We start from the raw sequence: 16,477 nt of genomic DNA, 5'->3' as shown, positions 1-16,477 counted from the left end.
TTGCGCTGGGGCGATGCGCTGGTTCTCGTTCAGAGAACCATCTCGATCAGCTCCTGTCGACACTACTGCGCCAAATTCTCGCCCTGCTCGGCAACTTTCCTTGATGCCCTGTACTTTCTGTCGACACTAATTGAAACTTCGCTGTGCGGTCCCCGCTGCGGCGGCCCAGCAGCACCCGAACACAGGAGACTCACCGTGACCCACCACGTGCCTTCCGCGCGCCCAGGCCGACTGGCGGGGCGGATCGCGGTCATCAGCGGCGCCGGGAGCGTCGGTCCCGGCTGGGGGAACGGCCGCGCCAGCGCCGTGATCTTCGCCCGCGAAGGCGCCACCGTGTATCTGACCGACCTCGACAAGGACGCGCTGGAGGTCACGGCGCGGCAGATCCGTGACGAGGGCGGCGACGTCCGCACCGGGCTGCTGGACGTGACCGATCCCGACGGGGTCCGCGCGTACTTCGAGCGGACCGAGCGGGAGGCCGGCCGGATCGACATCCTGGTCAACAACGTGGGCGGCTCCCGGGCCGGCGGAGCCGCCGAACTCTCCCTGGAGGACTGGGAGAGCCAGCTCAGGACCAATCTCACCAGCGCCTTCCTGTCCTGCAAGGAGGTCGTGCCGATCATGCGGCGCGGTGGCGGCGGCTCGATCGTCAACACGGCCTCCGCGTCCGGGCTGCGCTGGACCGGTGCCGCGCAGGTGGGATACGCGGCGGCGAAGGCCGGGGTCGTCCAGCTCTCCCGGGTGACGGCCGTCCAGTACGCGCCCGACAACATCCGGGTCAACACCGTCGTCCCCGGGCAGCTGCACACCCCGATGGTCGAGGCGCGGCTGGCCCACCAGCGGGCCGACGGCGACGTGGACAAGCTCCTCGCCCAGCGGCAGTCCCGCATTCCGCTCGGCTTCATGGGCGACGGCCGGGACACCGCGTACGCGGCGCTCTTCCTGGCGTCCGACGAGGCCCGTTTCGTCACCGGCACGGAGATCGTCGTCGACGGCGGAATGACGGTCCGCTGTGACTGAACCCGCGCTCGGCCGGGCTCCCGCCCCGCCGTCCCCGGGCTGCCCGCCCCCGCATCCGGCGCCCCGCAGACCCCGCCTGGCGCTGCCGCCCGGCAGTTGCGACGCGCACCTGCACGTCCTCGGTCCGGCCGAGGTCTTCCCCTATGCGGCGCAGCGCACCTTCACCCCTGTCGACGCGCCGAAGGAGCAAGTCACCGCGCTCCACGCCCATCTCGGCCTGTCCCGGGCGGTGGTCGTGCAGTCCTCCTGCAACGGCTTCGACCACAGCGCCCTGCTCGACGCCCTGGCCGCCGGTCAGGGGCGCACCCGCGGTGTCGCGCTGATCGGCGACACGACCACCCGGACCGATGTCGAGGCCCTGCACCGGGCCGGGGTGCGCGGGTTCCGGCTGAACTTCCTCCCCCACCTGCGCACCACGCCGACCAGGTCGGAGATCGACTCCGTCCTGGAGCGTGTCGACGGACTGGGGTGGGCGGCCGAGCTCCATGTCACCGGGGACGAGGTCGCCGAGTACGCGTCGCTCATCCGAGGTCTGCCGGGCCGCGTGGTCATCGACCACATGGCCCGTGTCGACCTGCGCGCGGGAACGGACGGCCCGGCCGTGCGTGCGCTGCGCGCCCTGCTGGAGACCGGTGACGTCTGGGTGAAGGTGAGCGGAGTGGACCGGATCTCCCTCCAGGGGCCGCCGTACGCGGACAGTGTGGCGCTGGCCGCCTCCCTGGTGGCGCAGGCGCCCGAGCGGGTGGTGTGGGGAACGGACTATCCGCACGTGAACATCGGGGGCGAGGCGCCGGACGACGGGCTGCTGGTCGACCTGCTCGCCGACATCGCCCCGGACCCGGTCCTGCTGCGGCGGCTCCTGGTCGACAACCCGGCCGATCTCTTCGACTTCCCCGCCCGGTCGGTGGCTTCTGATCGGTAACCCCCGCACCACACATGTCGACACTAAAGCGATCATGGCGACTTACGGAGGTGAGTACCGTGGCACGAATCCCGGACGCGGTGGGCGACGGTGAGGTGGCGGCCCGGATACGTGCCAGACGGCCGGGCGGGCGCCTGCGCCCCATCGACTGCGTCCTCCTGCACGCCCCCCGGCTCGCCGACGGCTGGAACTCACTGCTGGGCACGATCCGGCGGGGCACGGACCTGCCGCCCGACCTGCGCGAGCTCGTCGTCCTGCGCATCGCGGTCCTCAACAACGCGCCCTACGAATGGGATGCGCACCTCGACGACGCCGAAGCCGCGGGCCTGTCGTCCGCGCAGCTCACCGCACTGCGCACCGACGAGCCGGGGGCGGAGGGAGATTTCGACGAGCGGCAGCGGCTCGTACTCCGGCTGACCGACACCATGACCCGGGACATCCAGGTACCCGACGACCTGTTCGAGCGGGTGCGCCGCTCGTTCGCGCCGGCCCAGGTGGTCGAGCTGGTCGCCGTGGTCGCCGCCTACAACATGGTCTCCCGGCTCGCGGTGGCTCTGGGGGTCGAGGAGCCCGAGGAGACACCCTGACCGGACCGGCCCCGTGCGGTCACCGGCGGGCATGCGAGACACTGCGCGCACACCCGCACAGGACAGGAGCGAGATGACCCGGAGTGCCGCGTCCGAGAGCGCCGCCGCCGCGCTACCGAGCCGCAGCGACGAGATCGTGCGCCTGCTGAAGCTGGAGGAGCGTCGCGAGCCCGCGGTGGCGCAGATCGCCGTGTGGATCGCCGAGGGCATCGTCGTCGGCCGGCTGAAGCCGGGACAGGATCTCAACTCCGTCGACCTCGCGGGCCGGTTCCGCAGCAGCCGTACCCCCGTGCGCGAGGCGCTCATGCTCCTGGAGTCCGAGGGCCTGGTCGAGATGCGGGCGCGCAGGCGGCCCCGCGTCGCGTCGTTCTCCGCCGAGCGGGTCCGGCAGATCTACTTCGTGCGCCGCCATCTCCTCGGCCTGGTGGGCCGGCTCGTCGCGGACCGGGTGACCGCCGACGACATGGCGGACCTGAGAGCCCGGCTGGACAGAATGCGGACCCATGTCGAACGGGACGACGTCGACGCGTACTTCTGGAGCCACGTCGACATGCAGAGCCGGTTCCTGGAGATCGCCGGGAACGAACCGCTCGCCGAGATCCTGGACTCCCTCGCCCTGCGGACGCTGGTGCTGCGGCACGCGGCCCTGGGCGACAGCGAGCGGCTCCAGGCCTCGTTCCGCGACCAGGTCCGCATCCACGACGCGATCGTGGACCGCGACGGCGAGCTGGCGTCGATGCTTCTCGCCCGCGCGACGGACGCCGCGCTCGCCGCGATCCTCGCGACCCTCCCCTGACGGCGCCGTTCCCCAGCCCGCCGTAGGAAGGTTCCTGTGGGACATCGCTTCGCTGCGGGGATCAGGCGGTTGCCGTTACGTGCGGCACGGCCGTGCGGGGCTGACGCAGGAAGCCCTCGCCGAGCGTTCCGGGGTTTCGGTCACCACGATCCGCGGCCTGGAGACCGGCAGACGCCGCAACGCCAACTGCCCGCGCGTCATGGATGCGCCCGCCTTCTCACGCATCGGTGCGCCCCTGCCGGACCGGGCGCCGGACACCCCGGTGCCGGACGGACCGGCCCACGCGGGGCGTGTCCACTGTGACCCGTCCGGTCGGGGCGCCGACAGCTTCCGCTGAGCCGCTTCACCCGCACGAAGGTGTGTGCGGCAGAAGGTATGACGCCGCGTCAGGCGCCGGGCCCGATTCGCCTCCGGTACCCACGCCGCCGAAGGCTCGCCTACGGCCGCGCGGCCGACGCTGCCGCGGCGGCTGCGGGCAGCGGGTCGCGGGGCGGGCGGCCGAGGAGGTCCGCGAGGTCGGGGCTCGTGCCGTCCAGGAAGCCGTGCCGGACGCCCGTGGCGATGGAGGCGAGCATGGGCGGCTGGAAGGGCAGGAGTCCTGGCGTCTCGTCGAGGAGCCGGCGCCGGTACTCGTCCAGGCCGAGGGTGCGGTGCGGAACGCCCAGTGCGTCGGCCACCTGCCCCGCCGTGATCGGCGTGCCGACGAGGTCGTAGACCTTCGCGGTGTGGCGCGCCGGGTCCGCCGCGACGATCGCCGTGGCGTCGGCGAGGTCCTTCCGCGCGACGGCCGCCAGAGCGCCCTCCCCGAAGGGGGACTCCACACCGTCGCCGGTCCACGTCAGCAGTCCGCCGAAGAGTTCGGCGTAGAGGCCGTTGCGCAGGATCGTCCACCGCAGGCCGCTCGTCCGCACCAGGCGCTCGGTGGCGCGGTGCGCGGGCGCGAAACCGAGGTGGTCGCCGGCGGTGGTCAGGCTCGTGTACACGACATGGCTCACGCCGTCACGGACGGCGGCGTCCAGGACCGCCTCGTGCCGGGCGACGACCTGGTCGTCCTCGGCGTACCCGGCCGACACCAGGACCAGGGTCGTCACCCCGGTGAGGTCGAGGCTCGCGAGATCGTCGAAGTCGAGGTGCCGTGTCCCCTCGCCGGGTGTGCGGCTGCCGCCCGTCGCGGAGGCGCCGCCCGCGCGCAGGGCTGCGAGGGTGGCCCCGCCGAGGTGCCCGTTCGCTCCCGTCACCAAGATCATGTCCATCACAGTCTTCCGTCGTGGTTCTCATCGGTAACTACGATTGATCCTCGATCGCCCGTCCACCGGCCACAAGAAGGCACTTCGATGTCAGCCACGCACACCGGCGTAACCACCCCCGCCGACCTCGACCCCTGTGGTCGCGAGGACCATCCCGACTGCGGCATCCGCGATGTCCTGGACCGCATCGGCGACAAGTGGTCGGTGCTCGTGATCGTCGAACTGGCGGGCGGGCCACGGCGGTTCCGGGAGCTGCAGCGCGCCGTCGAGGGCATCTCCCAGCGCATGCTGACCCTCACGGTCCGCAGGCTGGAGCGCGACGGCCTGGTGCTGCGCACCGTGTACCCGACCGTCCCGGCGCAGGTGGACTACCGCCTCACCGGGACCGGAGCCGGACTGACCCACCTGGTCAAGGCGCTCGCCGACTGGTCGCTCGCCCACCGCGCTGTCATCGCCGAGGCACGGCACGCCTACGACCGGACCCACCCCGACCACGACATCCGGTGAGGGGCAGCGGCTCCGGAGCCGGGCTCAGTAGGGCTGCTGCGCGCGGCCTGGACGGGCGAACCCCCTGTCGGCAGGTGGTCCGCCGTTCGGGCCGGGTCTCAGGCGGCCCGGTCCAGGCCGAGTCGGGCCGAGAGGTCCTCGGGCGTGGTGCCGTAGGCCTCCAGGATCTTCACGGTGCCTGAGGTGAGGTCGAAGACCGCGTGATCGGTGTAGACCCGGCTCACGCAGGCCCGCCCGGTGAGCGGGTAGGTGCAGGCCGGCACGAGTTTGGGAGATCCGTCCTTCGCGAACAGCGTCATCATCACGTAGACGTCCTTCGCGCCGATGGCCAGGTCCATGGCGCCGCCGACGGCCGGGATGTCGTCGGGGCGGCCGGTGTGCCAGTTGGCCAGGTCCCCGCCGAAGGAGACCTGGTAGGCGCCGAGCACGCAGACGTCGAGGTGGCCGCCGCGCATCATCGCGAAGGAGTCGGCGTGGTGGAAGTACGACGCGCCCGGCAGTTCCGTCACCGGTACCTTGCCCGCGTTGGTGAGGTCCGGGTCGATCTCGTCGCCGACGGCGGCCCGGCCCATGTGGAGCATGCCGTTCTCGGTGTGCAGGACGATGCCGGAGTCCGCCGGCAGATGGTCGGCGACCTTCGTCGGGTGACCGATGCCGAGATTGACGAAGGAACCGGCCGGGATGTCACGGGCGACCGCCGCGGCGAGCTCGTCGGGGGTGAGTGCCATCAGCGGGCTCCTTGGGACAGGTACTGGCGCGGCAGGACCGGCACGACCCGGTCCACGTAGATGCCCGGCGTGACGACCGCCTCGGGGTCGAGCGCGCCGACCGGTACGACCTCCGCGACCTGGACGACCGTGAGGGCGGCGGCGGTGGCCATGACCGGACCGAAGTTGCGGGCGGTCCTGCGGTACACGAGGTTGCCCATCGTGTCGGCGCGGTGGGCGCCGACGAGGGCGACGTCACCCTTGATCGGGTACTCCAGCACGTGGTCGCGCCCGTCGATGGTGCGCACCTCCTTGCCCTCGGCCAGGGGGGTGCCCACCGCCGTCGGGCAGTAGAACGCGCCGATGCCCGCACCGGCGGCCCGCAACCGCTCCGCGAGGGTGCCCTGCGGGACGACCTCCAGGGCGATCCGGCCGGCGCGGTAGAGCTCGTCGAAGACGTAGGAGTCGGCCTGCCGGGGGAAGGAGCAGACCACCTTCCGCACCCGTCCCGCCTTGAGCAGCGCCGCCAGGCCCACCTCGCCGTTGCCGGCGTTGTTGCTGACGATCGTCAGGTCCTTCGCGCCCTGCCGGATCAGCCCGTCGACGAGGTCGAAGGGCATACCGGCCAGGCCGAAGCCGCCGACCAGGACGGTGCTGCCGTCCTCGACACCGGCCACCGCCTCGTCGACGCTCTCCAGGATCCGGGCCTGGCTCATGCGGCCACCGCCGGGGTCGTGACGTTCTCCAGCACCACGGCCAGGGCCTGCCCGACACCGATGCAGATCGCCGCGACGCCGTAGCGCTCCCCGCGCTCGGAGAGGACCTTGGCGAGCGTGCCGAGGATCCGGCCGCCGGAGGCGCCGAGCGGGTGGCCGACGGCGATGGCGCCGCCCTTGACGTTGACGATCCCGGGGTCGATGCCCCAGGCGTCCACGCAGGCCAGGGACTGCACGGCGAACGCCTCGTTCAGTTCCACCGCGCCGACCTGGTCCCAGGTGACACCGGCCCGGGCGAGCGCGCGGTCCGCGGCCTCGACCGGGGCGAACCCGAACGCCTGGGGCTCCAGAGCGGCGGCGCCGCGCCCCGCGATCCTGGCCAGCGGGGCCAGCCCGATGACGTCCGCCGCGGCCTCGGAGCCGAGGAGGACGGCGGAGGCGCCGTCGCTGAGCGGTGACGCGTTGCCCGCGGTGATCGTGCCGTCCTTGCGGAACGACGGCTTCAGCGCGGCCAGTCTCTCCGTCGTGGAGCCCGGCCGGATGCCCTCGTCACGGGCGAGATCGGCGCCCTCGACGGGGACGACCAGATCGTCGTAGAACCCGGCGTCCCAGGCCTCGGCGGCCAGCCGGTGCGAGCGGACGGCGAACTCGTCCTGGCGCTCGCGCGAGATGCCGAACCGGTCCCGCAGCTGCTCGTTGCACTCGCCCAGCGACACCGTCCACTCCTCGGGCATCCGGGGGTTCACCAGCCGCCAGCCCAGCGTGGTCGAGACGGCGGTGACATGACCGGCGGGGAAGGCGCGGTCGGGCTTGGGCAGCACCCACGGCGCCCGGGTCATCGACTCCGCGCCACCGACCAGGACGACGTCCGCGTCGCCCACCTCGACGGTCCGGGAGCCGATGATCGCGGCGTCGAGCGACGAGCCGCACAGCCGGTTGACGGTGGTGGCCGGCACGGAGACCGGGAGGCCCGCCAGCAAGGCGGCCATCCGGCCCGCGTTCCGGTTGTCCTCGCCCGCCTGGTTGGCGCTGCCCCACACGATCTCGCCGACGGAGGCCGGGTCGAGAGCGGGGGCCTTGGCGAGCAGCCCGCTGATCGAGGCCGCCGCCAGGTCGTCGGGCCGGACGTCCGCCAGGGCACCGTTGAAGCGCCCGAACAGTGTGCGGGCGGTCGCATAGACGAAAGCTGTCATGCCGACCACGGTAGGCATGCCCCTTGATACGGTGAAGGACGAATATCGGGACCGATTGAGCTGCTGAGGGTCTCAATGGTGAACCTGCGCCACCTCACGTACTTCGTCACCGTCGCCGAGGAACGCCACTTCGGCCGCGCGGCCGACCGGCTGCACATGGCCCAGTCGCCGCTCTCCCAGGCGATCCGCCAGCTGGAGGCCGAACTCGGCGTCGAGCTGCTGCACCGCACCACGCGCCGCGTCGACCTCACCGAGGCGGGCCGCGCCTACCTGGCCCGCGCACGCGCGATCCTCTCCGACCTGGACGAAGCCGCCCACGAGGCCCGCCGGGTCGAGGCCGGCGCGGTCGGGCACCTCGCGATCGGCTGCGTGGGCTCGGCGACCTACAGCCTGCTGCCGGCGCTGTCCCGCCGTCTCGCGGCCGAACTGCCCGGCGTGGATTTCGCGTTCCGCGGCGAGATGCTCGCCCCCGACCAGGTCGAGGCGGTACGGACCGGCGCGATCGACATCGCGCTGCTCCGCCCGCCTGTCGCCGACCTCTCGCTCACGGTCACACCGCTGCGCGACGACAGACTGGTGGTCGCGCTGCCCGGCGACCATCCGCTGGTGCGGCGCAAGCAGGTCCGGGTGGCGGACCTGGGGTCCACCGATCTCATCGTCCACTCCGCCGACCGGCGCTCGGTGATGTACGACGTGGTCCTCGGGCTGCTCCGGGACGCCGGCGTCGACCCGCGCATCCGGCACGAGGTCGGCGAGACCTCCACGCTCATCACCCTCGTGGCCGGCGGGCTGGGCGCCGCGGTCGTCCCCGAGCCGGTGACCGCGCTGGCCCTTGACGGCGTCGCCTACCGGCCGCTGGTCCGCCCGGCGGCCACGGTCGCCCTCGCCGTCGCCCACCGCTCCGACCGCGACGAACCGCACCTGAACCGGGCGGTCGACGTCATCAGGGGGATGTTCTAGCGACGCATCGAGGGCGGCCGTTCCCTCTTGCGGGCGGGGCGCCGCTCGGGTTCCGGGCCCACGGGGGAAGGAGAACTCCGTTCCGGGCCCGCCGGGGAAGGGGATCGCCTTTCCGGGCAGCTCAGTTGGGAGCTCCTGGGGGCAACGACGGCAGCAGGTCCGCTGCCTGCGGGAGCGGTTCGGCGAGCCGGAGGCGGATGGTCTCGGCGGCCTCCCTGCGCTGCGGGTCGCCATCGCCGAGGACACCGGCCAGGGAGCGCAGGGCGTGCCGGATCTCGGCGTCGACGCCGGCGTGCGCGGTCCCGTCCGTGAGGACGGCGAACAGATGGTCCAGCAGCGTCCGCCCGGCGGTGACCGTCACCGTGTCTCCGCCGGGGGTGCCCGGGGTGACGGGGTCGTCCCGCAGCCAGGTGGCGGCGAGGAGGGCGGTCAGGACGTCGGCCACACCGGGGACGTCGGGGTCGACGGCGTGCTGCCAGGCCAGCCGGTTCAGGCGGGTGGGTTCCAGGAGGGGCTCGGCGACCACCGACACCGCCGCCGCGACCGCGGCGAGGGGGTCGAAGAGCCGTCCGGCTCGGGTGGCGAGGTGCTGGTCGCTGCGTCCGTAGCGGATCGCCGGTGGGGTCAGGACGTCCAGCACGGCTCGGGGAAGGGCCAGTTCCTCGGCTCTCAGCAGGGTGGCGAGACGGGCGAGTGCCTGGTGCTGGTCGGCTGCCGCGACCGGGCGGGTTCCCACGTCGGGGTCGCCCGCCCACGTGTAGCGGTAGCGGACTCCGCCGACGAGCCGGGCCACCGCCTGCGTCTCGTGGCGGTGCAGCAGATGCAACAGGGCTGCCCTTTCCTCCAGTTCGCCGCTCTGCCGGTCCGGTGGCACGGCTCCGGCGGTGAAGGCGTCCAGGGCGGCCCGCCGTACTCGCAGGATGCGGTCCAGGGCGTCGAGGGCGTCGGGTCCGGTGACCCAGGGGACGGCGTCGGCGTGCGCGGCGTGCGGGCCGTGCCCGTCCTCGTCGGTGGCGTACAGCAGACCCGACTCGGCTGCCTGGCGCCGGAGTTCGGCAAGGGCCGTCTCCTCGTCCCGGTCGGGGAAGCGGCCGTAGGCGTGGGCGACGAGGAAGTGGTCCCAGGGGCCGAGTCCTTCGGCGTAGGCGTCACGGAGGTCGATGGCGCCGTCCGGTCCGAGGCCGATCCGGGCGTGCGGGTAGTCCATCACGGAGGGCTTGGAGTGGTGGGTGCTGGCGTAGTTGTGCATGAACCCGAGGGCGTGGCCGATCTCGTGCGCGGCCAGCTGACGGATGCGGGCCAGGACCAACTCCTCGACCGCGGCAACTCGTTCGGTCTCGTCGGGGCGGCCGTAGGGGGTCAGCAGGGCTTCGCCCAGGGCCCGCACCTGCTCCACCCGCTGGGAGCCGAGCCTGACGCGTCCGAAGACGATCTCTCCGGTACGCGGATCGGTGAGGCCCGCGCCCATCGACCAGCCACGTCCGGCGCGGTGAACCCACCACACGGCGTTGACGCCCGGGTCGTGGAGGTCGGTGTCCTCGTCCGCGACCTCGACCCGGAAGGCGTCGGTGAATCCGGCGCTCTCGAAGCCCGCCCGCCACCAGTTGCCGCCCTCGACGACGGCCGTGCGCAGCGGCTCGGGGAGGGCGGGGTCGACCAGGAAGACGATCGGGCGGCGCACGGTGGTGGGCGTGGCCTGCGGCGAGAGCGGTTCGAGGCGGAATCTCGGCTGGAGCCGCACGGTGGGTGAGTCGCCGCCGGTGAGGCGGGCGTGGTCGGCGTGGCCGATCGCGTACGCGCCGGAGCCCGGGTGGTAGCGGCGGGCCGGGAGGGCGGGGTCGGGCAGCGGCAGCAGGTGCAGATGCTGGACGAGGCTGACGGCGCGCGGGTCCGGGACCACTTCGCGCAGGGCGGTGCCGGTGCCGGGCCCGCTGAGGGTGAGCAGCGCGGTCAGCCGGACGCGGCCGTCACGGACATGGCTCCGCTCGGGCAGCGGCAGGCTGCGGTGAGGGTCGAGGGTGTGGGTGCCCTGGCCGGTCCCGGCGAGGTGGGTGACCAGGTCCTGGTGGTCGGCGACGGCGAGGGTGCCCGCGTCCACGACGACCGCGCCGTCCTCCTCGCGCAGCACGGGCGCGCTCCACAGCACGGACACGGCGAAGGACTCCTCGCCGGCCCGGCAGGCGGCGCCGTCGCCGTGGGCGAGGTGGTGCTTGTTGTGCTGGACGAGCAGGACGTGCGGGCCGGCCCGCCGGAAGGAGGCGACGCGGACCTTGCCGGGGCGGGCGCGGTCGGGCAGCAGACTGCTGGTGCCGAGGCCGGTGCCGAGCGCGGCGAGGAGCAGGAACGGGGTGTCGAAGTGGCGTATGCCGATGAGGAGTCGGGCTCCCTCGGGGTCGTGCGGGAGGTCGAGCATGGCGGGCACCTTTCGTCTCGGGTGCGGACGGGCTCGGGCAGTTGGGTGACTTCCGGGGCAGCACGTGAGGTGGCGTGCGGGCGGGGTCCGCGCCGCGTGTGTATCCAGTCGAGTACACGCGAGTACCCGGCGGGCGCGCACGGCGGCGATGACGGCCGTGCACGCAACTCGGTTACGGGAGCGCGTAAGTGACGAGGCGTCGACGCCCTGCGTCAGGGGCGGGTCGCTCAAGAACGATCCGCGCTCAGGGACGGGTCGTACGACATCGCGCGGGGCGGAGGACGGCGCGTCGCGGGCCGGGGCGGCTCAGGGCAGGGTCCTGGCGAGGGCGGCGAGGCGTACGTCGCGGTTGCGGCCGAGATGGGCGACGACCTCCCGGCGGGCGGCGTCGGCGTCGTGGTCGCGGATCGCGTCGATCAGGCGCGCGTGTTCCTCGTGGGTGAGTTCACGCTTGGCGGGCTCGACGGTCGGGGCGCGGTCGAAGAGGCGCATCTGCGTGATCAGGCGGTCGAGCAGCCCGAAGACGATGGCGTTGTGGCCGGCGTGCCAGACCGCCTTGTGGAACGCGGCGCTGGCGTCCGCGGCCTCCTCGGTGCCGGTGGCCTCCATCAGGCGTTCGTGATGGTGGGTGATGCGGGCCAGGTCGAGGTCGGTGCGGCGCAGCGCCGCCGCCGAGGCCGCCGTCGCCTCCAACGCGATGCGCGCTTCGTACAGTTCGAGGATGTCTTCGGCGGTGATGACCGGGACGCGGTAGCCGCGCGGGACACGTTCGACCAGTCCGTCCTGCTCAAGGCGGTTGAGTGCCTCGCGGACGGGGGTGCGGGAGACGCCGTAGCGGCTGCCCAGCGCGGTCTCCAGCAGCAGTGAACCGGGGTCGATGGTGCCGTCGATGAGGTCCTGGCGCACCTGGCGATACATGCCGAGGCCGGAGTCGGCGGAGACCTTGGGCCCGGCCTGGGCCTCCGAGGCGTCCGGGGCCGGTTCCTCGACGGGGTGCCGTGCTGCTGGGCTCACGGGGGCGTCCATCCTTACGGGTCGTCCTCGGCGGTCGGTGCGCTCATTGAAGCACGCCCGGCCGCGAACGAGTTCACATGTTTGACATGCGTATCCACTTGAATACACATGAATTCGCTGCGGATGATCGATCCATGAACCCCGTAGACGACACGGTCGACCTGCTGTCGGCGATGATCCGGAACGCCTGTGTGAACGACGGCACTCCGGACTCCGGCGGCGAGCAGCGCAACGCCGGGGTCCTCCTCGACCACCTCTCCGGCACCCGGGCGGAGGTCGAGGTGGTCGAGCCGCACCCGGGCCGGGTGAGCGTCGTCTTCCGGGTGCCGGGCCACGATCGCGAGGCGCCGGCCCTGACCCTGCTGGGTCACACCGACGTCGTCCCCGCCGATCCGCGCACCTGGTCGCAGGACCCGTTCTCCGGGGCGGTGCGCGACGGTGTCGTGTGGGGCCGCGGCGCCATCGACATGCTCAACCTGACCTCCGCCATGGCGGTCGTGACGGCGACCGTGGCCCGCCGCTCCGAGCCCCTCGCGGGTGACCTGGTGTTCGCGGCCGTGGCGGACGAGGAGGCGGGCAGCCGGTTCGGCGCCGGCTGGATCGCCCGCAACCGGCCCGAACTCCTTCCCTGGGACTACGCGTTGACCGAGAGCGCGGGCGCGCACGTCGGGTCGGGTGCGGTGACCTTCACGGTCGGCGAGAAGGGCTCCTTCCCCCGCAGGCTGCACGTGCGCGGCCGTTCCGGGCACGCCTCGATGCCCTGGGGTGCGCGGAACGCGGCACTGATCGCCGCCGAGGCGGCGGTCCGCGTCGCCCGGCACCGCCCGGCGGCCCGCCCCGACGAACGCTGGGAGGCGTACGTCCGCGCGCAGGACCTGCCGCCCGCCGCCACCGCCGGACTCCTGGACCCGGCCACCCTCGACGACCACCTCCACCACCTGGGCGAGGCGGCCCGCTTCGGTCACGCGCTGACCCACCTGACCCTCACCCCCACCGTGGTCCGCGCGGGCGGCAAGCTCAACGTGATCCCCGGAACCGCCGTGGTGGACGTGGACATCCGCGCCCTGCCCGGCCAGGACGAGTCCGAGGCGGACGCCGAACTGCACGCCGCACTGGGCGAGTTGAAGGAGTTCATCACCGTCGAACGGCTCGGCGCGCGCACCGCCTCGCAGTCCGGCGCGAGCCGGCTCCAGGACGCGGTGGCCGGCGCGGTGGGCCGCTGTTTCCCCGACCGCCGACTGCTGCCGTCACTGACCGCGGGCGGCACCGACGCCCGCTTCGTCCGCGAACGGGGCGGCACCGCCTACGGGTTCGGCCTCTACACCTCCGCGTGGGACGTCGGCCGCTACCGCCGTCTCTTCCACGGCGACGACGAACACGTCGACGTCGAAAGCCTCCGCCTGACCACCGACGCGTTGCAGGACGTCGTCGAATCCTTCCTTGGAGACACCCGATGACCAGTGAACAGCGCCCTTCGGAGGTGCCCGGGGGCGAACCCTGGCAGTGGCCCGAACGGGTCTGGCGCGACCTGGTCGGACGGGTCCGCGCGGGCCGCGACCTCACCCCGGCCTCCTGGCCCGGCGGCGCCCGGGTCGCCGTCGCGATCTCCTTCGACAGCGACCACGAGACACCCGCCCTGCGCGACGGTCACACCACACCCGGTGTGCTGGCGGCGGGCGAGTACGGCGCACGGGTCGCCGTGCCCCGCATCCTGCGTCTCCTCGACGAACACGGCGTACCCGCCTCGTTCTTCGTGCCCGCGGTCTCCGCCCTGCTGCACCCCGGCGAGATCGCCGACTACGCGGCGGCCGGTCACGAGGTGGGGGTGCACGGCTGGATCCACGAGCGCAACACCCTGCTCTCCCGCGCCGACGAGCGCGACCTGACCCTGCGCAGCCTCGACACCCTGGAGCGGCTGTCCGGGCGCCGCCCGGTCGGCATCCGCACCCCGTCCTGGGACTTCTCCCCGGACACCCTGAGCGTCGTCCGCGAACTCGGCTTCCTGTACGACTCCTCTCTGATGGCCGCCGACGAGCCGTACGAGCTGCTGGAGGACGGCGAGCCCACCGGCGTGGTCGAACTCCCCGTGGAGTGGATCCGCGACGACGCCCCCTACTTCGCGATGGTCCGCTACGCCGGACTGCGCCCGTACACCCCGCCGCGCGAGGTGCTGCGGGTCTGGCAGGACGAGTTCGACGGCGCGCTGCGCGACGGCGGCCTGTTCCAGCTGACCCTGCACCCGTCGATCTCCGGGCACCGCTCCCGGATCTGGCTGCTGGCCGAACTCCTGCGCCACATCACCGCCTCGGGCCCCGTCTGGTTCGCCACGCACGAGCAGATCGCCCGCCACGTCCGCACCGAAGGAGGCCTCGGATGAGTCCGCAGACTCCCCTGAGTCCGCATGCCGTCGTCACCGGAGCCGCCTCCGGTATCGGCGCCGCCATCGCCGACGACCTCGCCGCCCACGGCTGGCACGTCACCGGCGTCGATCTCCGGGCCGACGCCCTCACCGCGGTCCTGGACGCGATCCACGCCCGGCATCACGTGCCGGTGCGGGCCGTCGTCGGCGACCTCGCGGACGCCGGATTCGCCACCGATCTGGTCGACGAGGCCTGGTCGCAGGCACCGGTCGACGGGCTGGTGAACGCAGCCGGCATCTATCCGGCGATCCCCTTCGAAGACCTCACCGCCGAACTCTGGGACCGGGTGCAGCACGTCAACGTCCGGGCCGCGGTCCTGACCGCACAGCGTCTGGCCCACCACGCCCGCCCGGCCCGGCGCACCCCGGCCGTCGTCAACATCGCCTCGGGCGCCGCCCTGCGGGCCCGCCCGGGCGCCGCGCACTACTCCACCTCCAAGGCCGCCCTGGTGATGGCGACCAAGGCGAGCGCCGTGGAACTCGGCCCGTACGGCATCCGCGTCAACGCCGTCTCCCCCGGATTCGTCGGCGTCGACAGCGCCGTCAACCCGGTCACCCCCGGCTACGCCGAGGCAGTCGGCCGGTCGCTGCTACCGGGCCGCGCCGAGGCCTCCCACATCGCCCCGGCCGTCCGCTTCCTCCTCGGCCCGGACGCCGCCTGGATCACCGGCGCCAACCTGCCGGTGGACGGGGGCGGTTCGGCGGGCACCACCGCACTCCCCCACCACTGGCCCCACCCCACCCCCTGGCAGCTCGGCACCCCGGAGGCCCGCTCATGACCACCTACACCGTCGTCGGCGCCGGCGCGATCGGCGCGACCCTCGGCCACGCCCTCACCCGCGACGGCCACCAGGTCACGCTGGTCGACACCGACGCCGACCACATAGCCGCCGTCCGCCGGACCGGGCTCACCATCCGGCGGCCCGACGGCTCCGACGACACGGTCCGGGTCGCCGCCGCCCACACCACCGACGACCCCGAACTGCCCCCGCTGTCCGGCCCGGTGCTGCTCGCCGTCAAATCCCAGGCCACGGCACGGGCGGCTCGGTGGATCGCCGAACGCCTCACCGGCGACGGCTTCGTGGTGTCCGCGCAGAACGGCCGCAACGAACCCGTCATCGCCGACGCGGTGGGCGCCGACCGCACGCTGGGGATCTTCGTCAACATCTTCGCCGACTACCTCGAACCCGGGGTGATCCGCGACGGCGGAGCGGGCGCCCTCGCCGTCGGCCTGCCCGACGGCGGCACCCCCGACCTACGGGTCCTGGACCTGGCGGCGGACCTGCGTGCCTACGGCCCGGTCACCGCCACGGCCAATCTCCCCGGTTTCCGCTGGGCCAAGCGCGGCTTCGCCTCGATCCTGGGCGTCGCCACCCTGGTCGACGCGCCGATCGCGGAGATCGTCGACGCCCACCGCGACCTGGCCGCGGCAGCAGCGGCGGAGAGCACCGCGGTCGCCGTCGCCGAGGGCATCTCGTTGGAGGCCTTCGACGCGTACGAACCGTACGCGTTCTCCGCCGCCGCCTCGGACCGGGCCCGCACCGCCGCGCTCGACCGGCTGGTCACCTGGCTGGCCGGACAGCCCAAGGACCGCAGTGGTGTCTTCCGCGACCTCGCGGTCCGCCGCCGCCCCATCGAACGGCCGAGCCGCGACGACGGTTACGCCGCGCTCGCCGAACACCACCGGGTGGCCATCCCGCTGGGCCGCGCTCTCGGCCGCCTGCTCACCGAGATCGAGGCGGGCGAGCGCGAGTTCGCGGCCACGAACCTCGACGACCTGCGCGCGGCGGCAGCCGTCGGCTGACCTCCGGGCGGTCCGCGCGGGGGGCGACGGGCCAGGGCTGATGCTCTGCCGCTCCATCCTCCGCGTCCGTCCCTCGCCGTACGCGCAGGGGCGGCGCCCCACGGCTGGTGCCCGCCGCTCCAGTCGCCCGCCGCACACGCCGCTTCCTCACCCCCACACATCGCTTTCTCAC

Annotated in this window: 17 protein-coding genes; 11 read left to right on the top strand and 6 right to left on the bottom strand. The window is 73.2% G+C overall.

Annotated features, from left to right (window positions below; all coding sequences use genetic code 11):
• Nucleotides 1-195: 195 nt before the first annotated feature.
• The 5 genes from ACIPSE_RS11915 (at nucleotide 196) to ACIPSE_RS11895 (ending at nucleotide 3,662) form a co-directional block, all read left to right on the top strand.
• Nucleotides 196-1,020: an SDR family NAD(P)-dependent oxidoreductase gene (locus ACIPSE_RS11915; protein ID WP_401660835.1), complete on the top strand. Its 825-nt coding sequence runs from the start codon at nucleotides 196-198 to the stop codon at nucleotides 1,018-1,020.
• Nucleotides 1,013-1,942, top strand: a complete 930-nt coding sequence (locus ACIPSE_RS11910; RefSeq protein WP_401660833.1) for an amidohydrolase family protein — start codon at nucleotides 1,013-1,015, stop codon at nucleotides 1,940-1,942. Before ACIPSE_RS11915 ends, ACIPSE_RS11910 begins: the two co-directional genes overlap by 8 nt.
• Nucleotides 1,943-2,001: 59 nt before the next feature.
• A complete protein-coding gene (locus ACIPSE_RS11905) occupies nucleotides 2,002-2,529 on the top strand; it encodes a carboxymuconolactone decarboxylase family protein (protein WP_401660830.1) in 528 nt (175 codons plus the stop codon).
• A 73-nt stretch (nucleotides 2,530-2,602) separates the two neighbouring features.
• Nucleotides 2,603-3,325, top strand: coding sequence for a GntR family transcriptional regulator (locus tag ACIPSE_RS11900; RefSeq protein WP_401660827.1), 723 nt, complete (start codon nucleotides 2,603-2,605; stop codon nucleotides 3,323-3,325).
• A gap of 79 nt (nucleotides 3,326-3,404) precedes the next feature.
• Entirely contained in the window at nucleotides 3,405-3,662 is a 258-nt protein-coding gene (locus tag ACIPSE_RS11895; protein ID WP_401660824.1) for a helix-turn-helix transcriptional regulator, read from the top strand.
• Nucleotides 3,663-3,762: 100 nt separating this feature from the next.
• Here ACIPSE_RS11895 and ACIPSE_RS11890 read toward each other — a convergent pair whose 3' ends face one another.
• The gene (locus ACIPSE_RS11890) at nucleotides 3,763-4,572 is read right to left on the bottom strand and encodes an NAD(P)H-binding protein (RefSeq protein WP_401660822.1); all 810 of its coding nucleotides are present in this window, start codon (nucleotides 4,570-4,572) and stop codon (nucleotides 3,763-3,765) included.
• Between the two features lie 87 nt (nucleotides 4,573-4,659).
• Between ACIPSE_RS11890 and ACIPSE_RS11885 the strand changes: the two genes are divergently transcribed.
• The gene (locus ACIPSE_RS11885; RefSeq protein WP_401660819.1) at nucleotides 4,660-5,079 is read left to right on the top strand and encodes a winged helix-turn-helix transcriptional regulator; all 420 of its coding nucleotides are present in this window, start codon (nucleotides 4,660-4,662) and stop codon (nucleotides 5,077-5,079) included.
• Nucleotides 5,080-5,177: 98 nt separating this feature from the next.
• Here the strand turns inward: ACIPSE_RS11885 and ACIPSE_RS11880 are convergent, their stop codons facing one another.
• From ACIPSE_RS11880 to ACIPSE_RS11870, 3 genes are read right to left on the bottom strand one after another with little or no spacing between them, the layout of a single operon-like run.
• Nucleotides 5,178-5,807, bottom strand: a complete 630-nt coding sequence (locus ACIPSE_RS11880) for a 3-oxoacid CoA-transferase subunit B (RefSeq protein WP_401660816.1) — start codon at nucleotides 5,805-5,807, stop codon at nucleotides 5,178-5,180.
• Nucleotides 5,807-6,502, bottom strand: coding sequence for a 3-oxoacid CoA-transferase subunit A (locus ACIPSE_RS11875; RefSeq protein WP_401660813.1), 696 nt, complete (start codon nucleotides 6,500-6,502; stop codon nucleotides 5,807-5,809). Before ACIPSE_RS11875 ends, ACIPSE_RS11880 begins: the two co-directional genes overlap by 1 nt.
• Nucleotides 6,499-7,695, bottom strand: a complete 1,197-nt coding sequence (locus ACIPSE_RS11870) for a thiolase family protein (RefSeq protein WP_401660811.1) — start codon at nucleotides 7,693-7,695, stop codon at nucleotides 6,499-6,501. Before ACIPSE_RS11870 ends, ACIPSE_RS11875 begins: the two co-directional genes overlap by 4 nt.
• A gap of 78 nt (nucleotides 7,696-7,773) precedes the next feature.
• On the opposite strand from ACIPSE_RS11870, the gene ACIPSE_RS11865 reads away from it, so the two are divergent.
• Nucleotides 7,774-8,655 carry a LysR substrate-binding domain-containing protein gene (locus ACIPSE_RS11865; RefSeq protein ID WP_401660808.1) on the top strand — a complete coding sequence of 294 codons (882 nt, stop codon included), beginning with the start codon at nucleotides 7,774-7,776 and terminating at the stop codon, nucleotides 8,653-8,655.
• Between the two features lie 121 nt (nucleotides 8,656-8,776).
• Here ACIPSE_RS11865 and ACIPSE_RS11860 read toward each other — a convergent pair whose 3' ends face one another.
• Both ACIPSE_RS11860 and ACIPSE_RS11855 read right to left on the bottom strand, forming a co-directional pair.
• Nucleotides 8,777-11,068, bottom strand: coding sequence for a zinc-dependent metalloprotease (locus ACIPSE_RS11860; RefSeq protein ID WP_401660805.1), 2,292 nt, complete (start codon nucleotides 11,066-11,068; stop codon nucleotides 8,777-8,779).
• Nucleotides 11,069-11,374: 306 nt separating this feature from the next.
• Nucleotides 11,375-12,082 carry a GntR family transcriptional regulator gene (locus ACIPSE_RS11855; RefSeq protein WP_401660802.1) on the bottom strand — a complete coding sequence of 236 codons (708 nt, stop codon included), beginning with the start codon at nucleotides 12,080-12,082 and terminating at the stop codon, nucleotides 11,375-11,377.
• 134 nt (nucleotides 12,083-12,216) lie between these two features.
• Here ACIPSE_RS11855 and ACIPSE_RS11850 point away from each other — a divergent pair, with 134 nt between their 5' ends.
• Genes ACIPSE_RS11850 through ACIPSE_RS11835 form a run of 4 tightly spaced genes read left to right on the top strand, consistent with a single transcriptional unit; the run spans nucleotide 12,217 to nucleotide 16,305 of the window.
• Nucleotides 12,217-13,539, top strand: coding sequence for a M20/M25/M40 family metallo-hydrolase (locus ACIPSE_RS11850; RefSeq protein WP_401660799.1), 1,323 nt, complete (start codon nucleotides 12,217-12,219; stop codon nucleotides 13,537-13,539).
• A complete protein-coding gene (locus ACIPSE_RS11845) occupies nucleotides 13,536-14,459 on the top strand; it encodes a polysaccharide deacetylase (RefSeq protein ID WP_401660797.1) in 924 nt (307 codons plus the stop codon). The genes ACIPSE_RS11850 and ACIPSE_RS11845 overlap by 4 nt, the downstream gene beginning before the upstream one ends.
• Nucleotides 14,456-15,280 carry an SDR family NAD(P)-dependent oxidoreductase gene (locus tag ACIPSE_RS11840; protein WP_401660795.1) on the top strand — a complete coding sequence of 275 codons (825 nt, stop codon included), beginning with the start codon at nucleotides 14,456-14,458 and terminating at the stop codon, nucleotides 15,278-15,280. Before ACIPSE_RS11845 ends, ACIPSE_RS11840 begins: the two co-directional genes overlap by 4 nt.
• Entirely contained in the window at nucleotides 15,277-16,305 is a 1,029-nt protein-coding gene (locus ACIPSE_RS11835; protein WP_401660793.1) for a ketopantoate reductase family protein, read from the top strand. The genes ACIPSE_RS11840 and ACIPSE_RS11835 overlap by 4 nt, the downstream gene beginning before the upstream one ends.
• Nucleotides 16,306-16,477 lie beyond the last annotated feature (172 nt).

Origin of the sequence: Streptomyces sp. NPDC090106, from assembly GCF_044747265.1 — a bacterium.
GTDB lineage: Bacteria > Actinomycetota > Actinomycetes > Streptomycetales > Streptomycetaceae > Streptomyces.
The sequence above is the reverse complement of the archived record's forward strand: the minus strand, read 5'-3'. Positions and strand labels throughout refer to the sequence as shown.

Excerpts from the sequence above, each read along its gene's own strand:
- ACIPSE_RS11900 (WP_401660827.1), top strand. The coding sequence starts at position 2,603 with ATGACCCGGAGTGCCGCGTCCGAGAGCGCCGCCGCCGCGCTACCGAGC.
- ACIPSE_RS11890 (WP_401660822.1), bottom strand. The coding sequence starts at position 4,572 with ATGATCTTGGTGACGGGAGCGAACGGGCACCTCGGCGGGGCCACCCTC.
- ACIPSE_RS11885 (WP_401660819.1), top strand. The coding sequence starts at position 4,660 with ATGTCAGCCACGCACACCGGCGTAACCACCCCCGCCGACCTCGACCCC.
- ACIPSE_RS11880 (WP_401660816.1), bottom strand. The coding sequence starts at position 5,807 with ATGGCACTCACCCCCGACGAGCTCGCCGCGGCGGTCGCCCGTGACATC.
- ACIPSE_RS11875 (WP_401660813.1), bottom strand. The coding sequence starts at position 6,502 with ATGAGCCAGGCCCGGATCCTGGAGAGCGTCGACGAGGCGGTGGCCGGT.
- ACIPSE_RS11870 (WP_401660811.1), bottom strand. The coding sequence starts at position 7,695 with ATGACAGCTTTCGTCTATGCGACCGCCCGCACACTGTTCGGGCGCTTC.
- ACIPSE_RS11860 (WP_401660805.1), bottom strand. The coding sequence starts at position 11,068 with ATGCTCGACCTCCCGCACGACCCCGAGGGAGCCCGACTCCTCATCGGC.
- ACIPSE_RS11850 (WP_401660799.1), top strand. The coding sequence starts at position 12,217 with ATGAACCCCGTAGACGACACGGTCGACCTGCTGTCGGCGATGATCCGG.
- ACIPSE_RS11845 (WP_401660797.1), top strand. The coding sequence starts at position 13,536 with ATGACCAGTGAACAGCGCCCTTCGGAGGTGCCCGGGGGCGAACCCTGG.
- ACIPSE_RS11840 (WP_401660795.1), top strand. The coding sequence starts at position 14,456 with ATGAGTCCGCAGACTCCCCTGAGTCCGCATGCCGTCGTCACCGGAGCC.
- ACIPSE_RS11835 (WP_401660793.1), top strand. The coding sequence starts at position 15,277 with ATGACCACCTACACCGTCGTCGGCGCCGGCGCGATCGGCGCGACCCTC.